This is a genomic window from Aquimarina aquimarini (genome assembly GCF_900299535.1).
In the GTDB taxonomy this organism is placed as follows: Bacteria; Bacteroidota; Bacteroidia; order Flavobacteriales; family Flavobacteriaceae; genus Aquimarina; species Aquimarina aquimarini.
In genome coordinates this window covers 63,600-77,897 of the sequence record NZ_OMKE01000049.1, presented here as the reverse complement: position 1 = coordinate 77,897, position 14,298 = coordinate 63,600, and the positions used below count along the sequence as shown (strand labels likewise).

11 protein-coding genes are annotated in these 14,298 nt (G+C 32.9%); 8 read left to right on the top strand and 3 right to left on the bottom strand.

The window, feature by feature from the left end:
- Position 1: 1 nt before the first annotated feature.
- The 3 genes from DG508_RS17985 to rimK are packed head-to-tail and all read right to left on the bottom strand — an operon-like array spanning position 2 to position 2,421.
- Complete coding sequence (locus tag DG508_RS17985) at positions 2-571, bottom strand: 5-formyltetrahydrofolate cyclo-ligase (protein WP_108869472.1); 570 nt, start codon at positions 569-571, stop codon at positions 2-4.
- Positions 564-1,544, bottom strand: a complete 981-nt coding sequence (locus tag DG508_RS17980; RefSeq protein WP_108869471.1) for a succinylglutamate desuccinylase/aspartoacylase family protein — start codon at positions 1,542-1,544, stop codon at positions 564-566. The genes DG508_RS17985 and DG508_RS17980 overlap by 8 nt, the downstream gene beginning before the upstream one ends.
- Positions 1,545-1,548: 4 nt before the next feature.
- Positions 1,549-2,421, bottom strand: coding sequence for a 30S ribosomal protein S6--L-glutamate ligase (gene rimK, locus DG508_RS17975; protein WP_108869470.1), 873 nt, complete (start codon positions 2,419-2,421; stop codon positions 1,549-1,551).
- Positions 2,422-2,882: 461 nt separating this feature from the next.
- Between rimK and uvrC the strand changes: the two genes are divergently transcribed.
- The 8 genes from uvrC to DG508_RS17935 all read left to right on the top strand — a co-directional run bounded on the left by uvrC (position 2,883) and on the right by DG508_RS17935 (position 14,298).
- A complete protein-coding gene (gene uvrC / locus DG508_RS17970; protein WP_108869469.1) occupies positions 2,883-4,697 on the top strand; it encodes an excinuclease ABC subunit UvrC in 1,815 nt (604 codons plus the stop codon).
- Positions 4,684-6,963, top strand: coding sequence for a patatin-like phospholipase family protein (locus DG508_RS17965; RefSeq protein WP_328515279.1), 2,280 nt, complete (start codon positions 4,684-4,686; stop codon positions 6,961-6,963). Before uvrC ends, DG508_RS17965 begins: the two co-directional genes overlap by 14 nt.
- A 177-nt stretch (positions 6,964-7,140) precedes the next feature.
- Positions 7,141-8,298, top strand: a complete 1,158-nt coding sequence (locus tag DG508_RS17960; protein ID WP_108869468.1) for a homogentisate 1,2-dioxygenase — start codon at positions 7,141-7,143, stop codon at positions 8,296-8,298.
- Between the two features lie 215 nt (positions 8,299-8,513).
- Positions 8,514-9,653 (top strand): 4-hydroxyphenylpyruvate dioxygenase, encoded by a 1,140-nt coding sequence (hppD, locus tag DG508_RS17955; protein ID WP_108869467.1) that lies wholly within the window; start codon positions 8,514-8,516, stop codon positions 9,651-9,653.
- A gap of 194 nt (positions 9,654-9,847) precedes the next feature.
- Positions 9,848-10,840, top strand: a complete 993-nt coding sequence (locus DG508_RS17950; protein WP_108869466.1) for a fumarylacetoacetate hydrolase family protein — start codon at positions 9,848-9,850, stop codon at positions 10,838-10,840.
- Between the two features lie 430 nt (positions 10,841-11,270).
- Positions 11,271-12,050: a DUF3108 domain-containing protein gene (locus DG508_RS17945; protein WP_108869465.1), complete on the top strand. Its 780-nt coding sequence runs from the start codon at positions 11,271-11,273 to the stop codon at positions 12,048-12,050.
- Positions 12,050-13,015: a tryptophan 2,3-dioxygenase family protein gene (locus DG508_RS17940; RefSeq protein ID WP_108869464.1), complete on the top strand. Its 966-nt coding sequence runs from the start codon at positions 12,050-12,052 to the stop codon at positions 13,013-13,015. The genes DG508_RS17945 and DG508_RS17940 overlap by 1 nt, the downstream gene beginning before the upstream one ends.
- Before the next feature lie 11 nt (positions 13,016-13,026).
- Entirely contained in the window at positions 13,027-14,298 is a 1,272-nt protein-coding gene (locus tag DG508_RS17935; protein ID WP_234418258.1) for a peptidoglycan DD-metalloendopeptidase family protein, read from the top strand.

The window sequence follows — 14,298 nt, the reverse complement described above, 5'->3', positions numbered from 1 at the left end:
ATTACTTTTTAAAGTGATATACCTTTGTAGGAGTGACGCATATATCCAAACCTATATCGGTACCCAGAATAGTATCAATTTCTTTTTCTGCAGAGAAAAACGATAGACCGATCTTTAAGGTATTAGGATTACATTTTGCTAGAAATTTATCATAAAACCCTTTGCCGTAACCTACTCGATTTCCTGTTTGATCAAAAGCTAATAGGGGGATAAAGACAACTTCAATTTTATTCTCAGGAATAGGAATTCCATCTATGGGTTCAGGAATACCCCAAGAGTTTGTTTGTATTACAGTAGTATCAGTAAGCAAAAAATGATCCAGTGTATTATCTGTAAAATTACTTTTTGATATAATTACATTTTTATCTTTACCCAAAAGAATATTAAGAATAAATTCAGTATTGATTTCTTTTTGTTTTTCAATAGGTAGAAAAATGTGATAATATGTCTTTTCCCAAATTGGTAGTGTGAGTAAACGATTAGCAATATCAATACTCTGGTCTTCTATTTGATCAAGGCTCAATTGTGATCTAAGCATTTTGTATTTGACTCTAAGCTCTTTTTTATTCATTTACAGATTCTTTGGTTATTCTAAAAATGGCATCTCCTTTATATACAATCGAGGATTCATTTACATTTATAATATATCCTTCGTTACTTGCTTTGACTACATGTCTCATTTTGCCATAAGGATCAGTAATAGTAGCTAATATTTCTCCCTTTTCTACATGTTTGCCAATTGGTATTTTGATATGTAATAAGCCACTGTATTTTGCTCGCATCCAGAAGCTTTTTTTGATAACCAAAGTGTCAGAATCACGAATAGGAAGGTCAAAATTAGAGTGTAGCATACCTAAATGATGTAGTATTCTCATAGTTCCTTGCACCCCTTCTCTAGCTATTTCTTTACTACTACTCTGAGATTTACCCCCTTCAAACAATAAAATATTTTTTCCTTTTTTTGCACAAGTTGCTCGATATGAGCCATCAAGGTTTTTAGATAGTAAGGTAAAAGGAGCGTTAAAAATTTTAGCAAGCGCTATCAATTGTTCATTTTTTGGATCAACACGCACATGAGGAGCATTAAACCTGCTAGCTCCCCCAGTGTGGAAATCTAGGCAAAAATCTGCGGTAGGTAAAATTTCATTAATAAACTGATGGGCAAAACGACTGGCAAGTGAACCATTTTTGGTACCAGGAAAGACCCTGTTCAAGTCACGACCATCAGGAAAAAAACGATTCATACCCAAAAAACCAAATACATTAAGAACAGGAATACAAATAATACTTCCTTTTGATGGTTTGTTGATTTTTTTAGCAATAATTTGTCGTACTACTTCTACACCATTTATTTCATCGCCATGAATACCAGCAGTTATTAGTACAGTAGGGCCTGGATGTTTTGAGCGCTCAATAATAATAGGAATCTCTACCTTGGTAGAAGTATATAACTTGGCAATATTAAAATTGATTGTAGTGCTAGTTCCTGGCAACACTTCTTTGCCTAAGATATTGAGAATATTTTTTTCGGTTGTTTTGGTCATCGTATTACAAGCTTCTTTCTATATAACGAATAATAGTTTTTGCAATGTCTTTTTGTGTTACATTTTCTATGCCTTCTAAACCAGGAGACGAATTTACTTCAAGGATAAGAGGGCCTCTTTTACTCTGTAATAAATCTACTCCAGCCACTCCCATTTTCAAAGCTTTTGCAGCTTCTATGGCTGCTTGTTCTTCTTCCTTGCTTAAGGTAATTGTAGAGGCAGTGCCTCCTCTATGTAAATTAGAACGAAAATCACCTTCTTTTCCTTGTCTTTTCATTGCGCCAACTACCCGATCATCAACTACAAGAACTCTAATGTCGGCTCCTTTTGCTTCTTTGATGTACTCTTGCACAATAACTCTTGCCTGTAGGCCATTAAATGCATCTAATACGGATTCTGCAGCTGTTTTGGTTTCAGCAAGAACAACGCCTAGACCTTGAGTACCTTCAAGAAGTTTAATAATTAAAGGAGCTCCCCCTACATGAGAGATAACCTCTGATGTGTCTTTAGAATAATTTGTAAATACCGTTTTTGGAAGCCCTAATCCTGCCTTTGATAATATCTGTAAACTCCTGAGTTTATCTCTGGATTGAAGTAAAGCCTGAGATTTGAGGGTGGTAAATACATTCATTAATTCGAATTGTCGCACTACAGCAGTACCATAAAAAGTATTGGAAGATCCAATTCTAGGAATTACAGCATCTACATGGTCTAATTTTTTACCTCTATAATATATTTCAGGCTTTTGTTTTTCAATAACAATATCACAGCTAAGAGGATCAATTACTTGTACATTATGTTTGCGTTTTACTGCTGCTTGAATTAATGCGTTGGTAGAGTATAAATTTGTACTACGCGACAAAATTTTGATATTCATTGCAAGGTTAGGTTATAAGATGTTTTTTTGATTGAGTAGTATCCCAAAAATTACCATTAGTATATCTAAAGTCAATCAATTTAAGAAAGTATATAATATGAGTATACGAGACTATAAGTTCTTGGTCGTTATAATGTTGATATATTACACCCAGAAGATTGTATTGTGAGTTTATGTTGATTTTATATGTGTTAATACAATAATATTTATTGACTTTTGCAATGATACTTTTTAATTCCAAAAGTGAAAACCCTATTTTGTTGGTTTGGTTAATTATTTTTTTTTCTCTCTTCAAAAGACATACTGGTATTAGAAGTACTAAAGTAGTAAAAATCAATAAGCATTGTGGGTCATCCCTTATTTTTAATAGAAAAGCCTCCTTTTTTAAGTAGTTAACAAAAATTTAAACATCGCTAAGTTGTATTACAATTGAGGTAAACCCTTAACTTTACAGTTAGAATATGGAAGCAGCAACATTAGACATACAAATAAAAACACTGCCTACCAGTCCAGGGGTATATCAATACTATGACAAGGATGATAAATTACTATATGTAGGGAAAGCAAAGAATTTAAAAAAAAGAGTCACTTCTTATTTTACAAAAAATCATGATAATTATAAAACAAAGCTTCTGGTAAAGAAAATCTACAACATAAAACATATTGTTGTAGAAACAGAAACAGATGCATTGTTACTAGAGAATAATCTGATTAAGAAATATTTGCCACGGTTTAATGTTATGCTCAAGGATGATAAAACATATCCGTGGATTTGCATTAAAAAAGAACGATTTTCTAGGATATTTCTTACTCGTACACTTATTAAAGATGGTTCAGAATATTTTGGGCCATACACCTCGGTAAAAACAGTTCATACACTTTTGGATCTTATCAAAGAACTATACCCTCTTAGAACATGTACGTATGATTTGTCTCAGGAAAAAATCAACAATGGAAAATATAAAGTTTGCTTAGAGTACCACTTGGGTAATTGTAAAGGCCCTTGTGAGGACTTACAGGAAGAAAAAGAATATACCGAAAACCTAGAGGCGATTCGCCAAATTGTAAAAGGCAATTTCAAAGAATCTTTGATTCGTTTTAAAGATCAGATGATGGTGCATGCTGAGAAAATGGAGTTTGAGGATGCACAACGAATTAAAGAGAAAATAGAGATATTAGAGAAGTATCAAGCAAAATCAACTGTAGTTAATCCAAAAATAAGTAATGTTGATGTGTTTTCGGTTATATCAGATGAATCCTATGGTTATATTAATTTTCTTCAATTATCGCACGGCTCTATTATTAGATCTCATACCACAGAAATCAAAAAAAAACTGGATGAATCTGATAAAGAATTATTAGAATTAGCAATTATTGATATTAGGCAACGCTTTAGCTCGATGTCTAGAGAAATATTTGTTCCTTTTGAAGTAGATGTTGGAGAAAAGTTAAAAATCACTATTCCGCAATTAGGTGATAAGAAAAAGATTGTAGATCTATCATTGCGAAATGCAAAATACTATAGACAAGAACGTTTTAAGCAAATCAAGATTATGGATCCTGATCGACATATAAAACGTTTGATGGCTCAAATGAAAAAAGACCTTAGGCTTTCAGAAGAACCTAGGCATATAGAGTGTTTTGATAATTCAAACATACAAGGAACCAATCCTGTTGCTGCTTGTGTGGTTTTTAAAAATGGAAAGCCAAGTAAGAAAGAGTATAGAAAATTTAATATAAAGACTGTAGAAGGAGCTAATGATTTTGCTTCGATGGAAGAGGTTGTGTATAGACGTTACAAGCGATTGACAGAAGAAGAGCAGCCTTTGCCGCAATTGATAATTGTAGATGGAGGAAAAGGACAACTTTCTTCTGGGTTGAAAGCTTTAGAAGAACTCGGTTTAAGAGGAAAAATAGCTATTGTAGGGATCGCGAAACGATTAGAGGAAATATACTATCCAGGAGATTCAATACCATTGTATTTGGATAAGAAATCAGAATCGTTGAAAGTTATTCAGCATTTGCGTAATGAAGCCCATCGATTTGGGATTACTTTTCATAGGCAAAAAAGAAGTAAAGCAGCTTTAGAAACTGAATTGGATTTAATTCCTGGAATTGGAGAAAAGACCGTTGTAGAATTATTAAAGCATTTTAGGTCTGTAAAAAGAATAAGCGAAGCTTCTTTAGAAGAATTGATAGAAGTGATAGGGAATTCACGCGCAACCAAAGTGTATAATTATTATCTTTCTAAAAAGAATAAGGGTGGTAAAACATGATAAAATAGAATTTTATATAGGTGTGGTAATGCTTTTTCTGTTTTTTATCCCTACTATAATTTGGTCACAAGGAAACAACGTGTTAGATGATAATTCTGACATAGAAGATGTAAAAGTTGGGTTGGTATTGAGTGGTGGTGGAGCAAAAGGACTCGCGCATATAGGAGCATTAAAAATTATAGAAGAAGCAGGAGTACGTATTGATTATATAGGTGGAACAAGTATTGGGGCAATTGTAGGAGCATTATATGCATCAGGATATCGTGCTGCAGAATTAGACTCTATATTTAGAGCGGTTGATTTTGATGCTTTTATACAAGATGAGTTGCCTAGAGATGCTAAAACTTTTTATGAACGTGAAGATTCAGAGAAGTACGCTATTACTCTTCCTTTTGATAAGTTTAAGATTGATTTACCCAAAGGGTTGTCTAAAGGGCAGAATTTTTACAATCAACTCTCTAGATATACTGCACATGTAAATGATATACAAGATTTTGATAAACTTCCTATCCCTTTTTTCTGTATGTCAACCAATATTGAAACAGGAGAACAAGTACTTATAGATAAAGGATATTTGCCAGAAGCTGTTGCTGCTAGTGGTGCGTTGCCTTCTGTTTTTAGTCCGATAGAATTAAACGGAGTTTTGATGACTGATGGGGGAGTAGCTAATAATTACCCTGTAAAAGAAATTAAAGAGAAAGGAGCAGAGGTAGTAATAGGTATTGATGTACAGGATAGCTTGATGTCAAAGGATCAGTTGAATTCGGTGACTAATATCATGCTGCAAATCAGTAATTTCAGAACCTACAAAGCCATGAGAGACAAGGTATCTGAAACAGATCTTTATATTAAACCTTCTATTAAAGGTTTTTCAGTACTTTCCTTTGATCAGGCAGATCAGATTATTACCAATGGAGAGAAAGCAGCATTTGCTAATTTTGAAAAGCTGAAAGCTATTGCTATGCGACAAAAACAGCTTGTCGTGCCCCCACCAGTACCAAAAAACTCAGAAACCATTGTGGTTAATAGCTTAGTTATTTCAGGACATGAACGATATACCAGAGCCTATATCAAAGGAAAACTAAAGCTTAAAACCCCAGTAGTCACTACCTATGAAAAGCTAAATGAAGGAATCAATAACTTATCAGCTACAGGGAATTTTGATCGGGTAAGCCATAGATTAGTTGATAATAAAGAAGGAAAAGAATTAGTTCTTAATGTCAAAGAAAGTGAAAACAAAATGTTATTGCGTTTTGCATTACATTATGATGATTTATATAAAACAGCAGCTTTGGTGAATGTAACCAGAAAAAGGCTTTTGGTAGACAATGATGTTCTTTCTGTGGATGTTGCTTTAGGAGATAATATTCGATATAATTTGGATTATTATATTGATAAAGGGTTTTATTGGAGTACTGGATTAAAAGCTCGGTATACAAAATTTAGGAAGCCTATAGATTTTGATTTTTTAGGCGAGTTTGGAGAGACTCCCCCAGATATTGGAATCAATACCATCGATATAGAATATGCAGACCTTAATATACAAGCATATGCAGAAACATTATTACAACAAACTTTTTCAGTTGGTCTTGGGGCAGAATATAAACGTCTTAATATTATTTCTGAAACATTTGGAGAAGATGAAAATCAAGTACCAAGAACAGTATTTGATGATAGTGATTACTGGAGTGCTTTTGGATATGTAAAACTTGATACATATAACAATAAGTATTTTCCAAAACGAGGATTTTTATTTGAAGGGGATTTGCACACTTATCTCTTTTCTTCTGATTTCACAAATACTTTTAATGAATTTTCGATTGCAAAGGCACACCTAGGTTTTGCTACGCCTATATATAAAAATCTATCCGCAAATATGGGAATGGAAGCAGGTACCAAAATAGGAAATACAGAATTTAATTCTCTTAATTTTTTATTAGGAGGTTTTGGGGCTAAAACTATCAATAACTTTATCCCTTTTTATGGATATGACTTTTTGGGAATAACAGGAGGAAGTTTTGCAAAAGCATATTTTTCTATAGATTATGAGGTGTTTAAGAAAAATCACATTAATGCATCTGCTAATTTTGCTAATGCAGGTAATAAACTATTTAGCACAGGAAGGTGGTTTGAGGACCCTGAGTATTCTGGATATGCTTTAGGATATGGTTTAGATACCTTTGCAGGACCAATACAAGTTAAGTATACATATTCTCCTGAACTGGAAGAAAGTAATTGGTTTTTTAGCATTGGTTTTTGGTTTTAAACAATTAAATTACAAAAGAATAGAAATATTTACGATATTTGTGTTCTTATGAGCTTGTTTTGGCAGGATTTATTATTACTACTACACTACCTTATTAAACGGAATCCCGAATAAGGTAACCTTGCTATTTGTTGTCTTTATCAAAAAAAGTAGTTACTATCTTAAACATGCAATACTATGCCTTTTTATCATTCATTAGGAGAAATACCTCCCAAGCGTCATACCATCTTTAAAAAACCTGATGGTAGTTTATATTATGAACAATTATTCGGAACAATAGGTTTCGACGGAATGTCTACTAATTCTTATCATTGTCAAAGACCTACACAGGTAAAAGAAATTAAAGGAAGCTATAATGTAGCTCCCAAAGTGGCAATCGAAAACAATATTAAATCATATAGATTTCATGGTTTTAAGGTAGCTCCAGAAAATGATTACTTAGAAAGCAGAAAAAATGTACTTACCAATAGTGATGCAAGTATTATTTTATCTGCTCCAAAAGAGTCTACCAAAGATTATTTTTACAAAAACACTGATGCTGATGAATTGATCTTTGTACATCGCGGAAGTGGAAAATTTAGAAGTCACCTTGGTAATCTTGATTTTAAATATGGAGATTATATCGTTATTCCAAGAGGGACAATATATAAGCTTGATTTTGATACTACAGATAATCGTTTGTTTATTGTAGAATCAAGAAGACCTATTTATACTCCCAAAAGATATCGTAACTGGTTTGGACAGTTATTAGAGCATTCGCCATTTTGCGAACGTGATTTAAGAAGACCATATGAGTTGGAAACAAATGACGAAAAAGGAGACTTTTTGATCAAAGTAAAAAAGCAAGATGAAATCTTTGATATGATCTATGCAACACATCCTTTTGATGTTGTTGGATATGATGGATATAGTTTTCCGTATGCTTTTTCTATACATGATTTTGAGCCTATTACAGGAAGAATACACCAACCACCACCAGTACATCAGACTTTTGAGACAGATGCTTTTGTGATTTGTTCTTTTGTACCAAGATTATATGATTATCATCCACAGAGTATTCCTGCACCTTATAATCATAGTAATATAGATAGTGATGAGGTGTTGTATTATGTAGATGGTGATTTTATGAGTAGAAATGATATTGATGCAGGGCATATTTCACTACACCCAGCAGGAATTCCTCATGGGCCTCACCCTGGAGCGGCAGAACGAAGTATTGGTAAAACCAAAACTGATGAACTAGCAGTTATGGTAGATACTTTTAAACCTCTTATGGTAACAGAAGAAGCTATGAAAATAGCTGATGAGGAGTATCATAAATCATGGTTAGATTAATTAACAAAAACCTGTCGATTAAATGATTTATAATCAATAAGATGCATGGGTGCTTTTTTAGAAATATATTTTATAGTATGCTAAATTACAGGAAGGATATTACAGCCCATTTAAGGGCGATGTGGTAGCGCGCTTTAAAATCAATTTGTCCAAGAAATTCAATAAAACATTTCTTGTTGATTCATTTATTTTAATTTATATAAATCAAAAACATTATGTCAAGTAATACAACACCTCAAAATTTAGAAAAATTAGTTCCAGAAGCTGGAGATTTTTTACCATTATTAGGAACAGATTATGTAGAACTCTATGTTGGCAATGCCAAACAAGCAGCGTATTATTATCAAACCGCATGGGGGTTTCAGATAGTCGCTTATGCTGGGTTAGAAACAGGAAGAAAGGATAGCGTATCTTATGTGTTGCAACAAGATAAAATACGTTTGATCCTTACATCGCCATTACAACCTGACGGAGAAATCAATAATCACATAAATGCACATGGAGATGGTGTAAAAGCTGTTGCTCTTTGGGTTGATGATGCAACCAAAAGCTATGAAGAAACAGTAAAAAGAGGAGCTAAATCATATATGGAACCTAGAGTAGAGGAAGATGAAAATGGTAAAGTGGTATTTTCAGGAATTCATACTTATGGAGAAACAGTGCATATTTTTGTAGAAAGAAAAGAGTATCACGGAACGTTTTTACCAGGATATACTGCATGGGATAAACCGTATAAAACAAAATCTACAGGGCTTAAGTTTATAGACCATATGGTAGGTAATGTGGGGTGGAATGAAATGAATAAGTGGTGCGAGTTTTATGCCAAAGTTATGGGATTTGCACAATTAGTATCTTTTGATGATAAAGATATTTCTACAGAGTATACGGCCTTGATGAGTAAGGTAATGAGTAATGGGAATGGACGTATTAAGTTTCCTATAAACGAACCTGCTGAAGGAAGAAAAAAATCACAGATAGAAGAATATATTGATTTTTACAATGGTGCAGGAGTGCAACACATGGCATTGGCAACAGACAATATTATAGAAACTGTTTCTGAACTTCAGGAAAGAGGAGTGGATTTTCTTACCGTTCCTGCAAGTTACTATGAAACAGTTTTAGATCGTGTTGGTGAAATAGATGAAGATCTTGCTCCGCTCAAAGAATTAGGAATTCTAATCGATCGGGATGATGAAGGGTATCTTCTTCAGATTTTTACAAAACCAGTACTAGACAGGCCTACCATGTTTTTTGAAATTATACAGCGTAAAGGAGCTCAATCCTTTGGAAAAGGTAATTTCAAAGCACTATTCGAAGCTATAGAAAGAGAGCAAGAGCAGCGAGGTACTTTGTAGAAACACCTGTCAGATTAAATAACATACATCAGGAAAACAAATCTGTTTTCTTATATCCATTATTGTATACCAATTGTATAGACATACTATGTGCTTCATTTGGTATACATTAGTGTGTGTAATTATATCCATCAACTTATTATATAAAAGCAAGGAGTATAATCTAACGTATACTTCTATGTAAAAACATAAAAATGAAATTAGCAACAATAAAAAATCATACCAGAGACGGTCAGTTAATTGTAGTAAATAAAGCGTTAACCAAGGCTGTAAAAGTTCCTGAGATAGCTCAAACAATGCAAGGAGCATTGGATAATTGGGATACTATTGCGCCTCAATTGGAGGAAGTATACAAGCAATTGCAAAATAATGAGTTGTCTGATGTTTTTGATTTTAATTCATCAGAAACAATGGCAGCTATTCCTAGAGCATATCATTGGGCAGATGGTAGTGCCTATGTTACTCATGTAGAATTGGTAAGAAAGGCAAGAAATGCAGAATTACCAAAAACCTTCTGGACAGACCCTTTAATGTATATGGGGGCTTCAGATGCATTTATAGGAGCAAATGATGATATTGAAATTGAGAATGAAGAATGGGGGATTGATTTTGAATCTGAAGTAGCTATAATAACAGACGATGTTCCTGCAGGAGTAAATGCAAAAAATGCACGAAACCATATCAAGCTTATTGCAATTATTAATGACGTTTCTTTGAGGAATTTGATTCCTAACGAGTTATCTAAGCAATTTGGGTTTTATCAATCAAAACCATGGACTACATTTTCTCCAGTAGTAGTAACTCCTGATGAATTAGAAGATGCTTGGGATGGAGGAAAGGTTCATTTGCCACTTATTTCTACAGTAAACTCTAAAATTATAGGAACTCCTAATGCAGGTGTTGATATGACATTTGATTTTGGTCAATTGATTGCCCATGCAGCCAAATCTCGATCGTTGATGGCAGGGTCAGTAATAGGATCTGGTACAGTTGCAAACCAAGGGAGTCCTAATGGGTCTAGCTGCCTTGCTGAAATTAGATGTCTTGAAATTATAAAAGATGGGAAGCCTAAAACTCCCTTTATGAGTTTTGGAGATCGTATAGAGATCGAAATGAAAAATGACCAAGGAGAAACTATTTTTGGAAAAATAAATCAGGTAGTAAAACAGTATGAACCTATAAATTAAGCCAACTATTTAATGTGTAAGCTTGGTTAGTTTTTTTGAAAAACACGATTTTTATTAAGTATAATGGTTTTTTAGTTTTTTTGAGAAAAATGCAATCTTTATAGGTTACAGTATAAACTTATGTTAAAATTCATAATAAAAAAACGTTTTCGTTTGATAATTATTCAAAAAAAGTGCAATTTTGCAAATAGAGGTGGAGTGGTTACCGCCTATATCTAATAACAATAATTATTCTCATAATTTAAGTTTTTAGTTGGTTAATAAAAGTAAAAGAGAGAGCTGTGGTGGCTCTCTTTTTGTTTTTATATTTTAAATTTGATAGCAATATTAGTTTTTATCTCTTCACATTAAATGTTATTTTTGGAATGGATATTGTAATTATATATAACCAATCAATATATAAGTCGAATAATAACAATGCCCCCATACTATGAAAAAGTATATTTTTACATTGCTTTTAGGAATAAGTGCCATGACTGTTTCTTCTCAAAAAAACCATAAAGCGTTTGATGCAGGAGAATGGTTCAAATTTAGAATTCATTACGGTCTTTTTACAGCTAGTTATGCAACACTAGAAATTAAAGATGAAAAACTAAATGGCGTACCAGTACATCATATAATCGGGACTGGTAAATCATCTGGTATTTTAAGTGTTTTTTTTAAAGTAGAAGATTATTATGAAACATATATAGATAGACAAGAGGTAAAACCATATCGTTTTATTAGAAAGATAAATGAAGGAGGGCATACCAAGGATATAGAAATCAATTTTGATTATAAAGGAAATAAAGCAAGAGTGTTTAATAAAAAATATAACACCAAAGAATCTTTTGCGATCAAGCCTGGAGTACAAGATATGATGTCTTCGTTTTATTACTTACGTAATAAGATCAATACATCTTCTCTAAAAAAAGGGGATGAACAATATGTAAATATGTTTTTTGATAATGAAAACTATCGATTTAAGTTAAAGTTTTTAGGAAGAGAAGTTATTAAAACTAAAATGGGTAAAATTGCATGTTTAAAATTCAGACCCTATGTGCAAGCAGAAAGGATTTTTAAAGAAGAAGAAAGTATGACTGTGTGGGTGAGTGATGATGATAATAGAATGCCAGTAAGAATAAAAGCAGATATACTAGTAGGTTCTATAAAAGCAGATTTAGATGCCTTCAAAGGGCTAAAACACCCGTTTAAAATTATAGTAGATTAATGAATGAATCTATAAAACCAGAGATTGCTGAAAAAATAAAGCAATTAGAAAAAAAATTTAAAAATTCTGGTCAGGACCTAGGCTCATACCTAGACGGTCTTCTTCACGACCGATATCTTACCTATTGGGATTATATCCATCTAGATACATTGTTGAGTTTGCAAATACCCAGAACTCATTTTCCTGATGAAGAGATATTTATTACATATCACCAGATTACAGAATTGTATTTTAAACTTATCATACATGAGTTAAAACAAATCATTGATGATAAGTTGCAAACAGCTATATTTTTTATATCAAAAATAGAAAGAGTAAATCGCTATTTTAATGTTTTAATTAACTCTTTTGATGTGATGATCAAAGGAATGGATAAAGAGCAATTTCTCAAATATAGAATGTCTCTTTTGCCAGCTAGTGGTTTTCAATCAGTGCAATTTAGATTAATCGAGATTTATTCAACTCCTTTGGTGCATTTGGTGAGTTCTAAAGAAAGAAATCAATTTTCTGAAAAAGACGAATTAGGAGAAGTGTTTGAATACTTATACTGGAAATCTGGTGCGACAGATAAAGATACAGGTGAAAAAACATTAACTCTCAAACAATTTGAATATAGATATACGCCAAGAATGATGCGTATTGCACAGCAAGTACAGCACAGTACTATTTTTCATAAATATCAGGAGCTTCCCGAAAAAGAGCGAAATAATACCCATCTTATAGAAGCATTACGTACTTTTGACACTAATGTGAATATTAATTGGTTATTAATGCATATGGGTGCAGCCTATAGATATCTCAGTAAAGGAAAAGGAGAGGTTAAAGCTACTGGAGGAACCAACTGGAAAAGTTTCTTGCCTCCAAGTTTTCAGAGAATCATGTTTTTTCCTAATCTTTGGAGTGAAGAAGAGAAAGAAAATTGGGGTCAACAATGGGTAACTCATCAATTTAATACCACAAAATAAATAATTGTCAGTTGAAACAAATAGGTTACTTACTACTAATTATGGTAGTATTATTCTCATGTAAAGAAGAAAAAAAAGAAATAATGAATGGTGCTTCTGAGCTAGTGCAAGAAGAAAAAGCACCACCTGTTATTAGGGAGTTTGGATATGTTCTGAATGATTTTAATGTAGTAAGAGATACGATACGATCAGGAGATAGTTTTGGTGCAATTATGGATACTCACGGTATAGGTACTGCCAAGGTTTTTGAGATAACCAATGCAATCAAAGACACATTTAATGTGGCTAGAATAAAAGCAGGAAAACCATATACGCTTCTTAAATCTAAAGATACGACAGATAAAGTGCAGGTTTTTGTTTATCAGAATAATAAGATAGATTATACGGTAATTGATTTAAGAGATAGTATAAGTGCTAGAAAAAGTAAAAAACCAGTAACACTAGTAGAAAAAGTTGCTTCAGGAACCATTAATAGTAGTCTGATGCAAACCTTTGATGATATGGATCTTAATTTTCTGGTAGCATATAATATGGCAGATATCTATGCTTGGACAATAGATTTTACCAGACTACAGGCGGGAGACAGGTTTAAGGTGGTTTATACAGAACGTTTTATAGATGATTCAATTCCTGCTGGAGTTGACCAGATTAAAGCATCGTATTTTGAACATCGCGGAAAATCTATCTATGCATTTAGGTTTATGGATGATTCTATTAATAAGTCGATGGATTACTTTGATGAGAAAGCTAATAATTTGCGAAGAGCATTTCTTACAGCACCTGTAAAATTCAGTAGAATTTCTTCTAGGTATAATCTCAAAAGAAGAATCAAGTATTATGGTAACAAAATTAGACCACATAGAGGAACCGATTTTGCAGCACCAGTAGGCACACCTATTCTAGCAACATCAGATGGTATCGTAACCAAATCCGAACGAAAAGGAGGGAATGGTAAATACGTAAAGATAAGACATAATGCAACCTATGATACGCAATATTTACATATGAGTAAACAAGCTGTAAAGGTAGGTCAATTTGTAAAACAAGGAGATGTGATAGGGTATATTGGTATGACAGGTAATACCAGTGGCCCTCATGTATGTTATAGGTTTTGGAAAAACGGGAAAGAAGTAGATCCTTTTAGAGAAGATCTTCCTGCATCAAAACCATTAGCAGATAGCCTAAAAACAGGTTTTTATAATCACATAAAACCATTAAGAACACAGCTAGACAGTATATTGTTTGAACCAGAAAAACCAAAAAAAACAGAAGAAATTTTATAA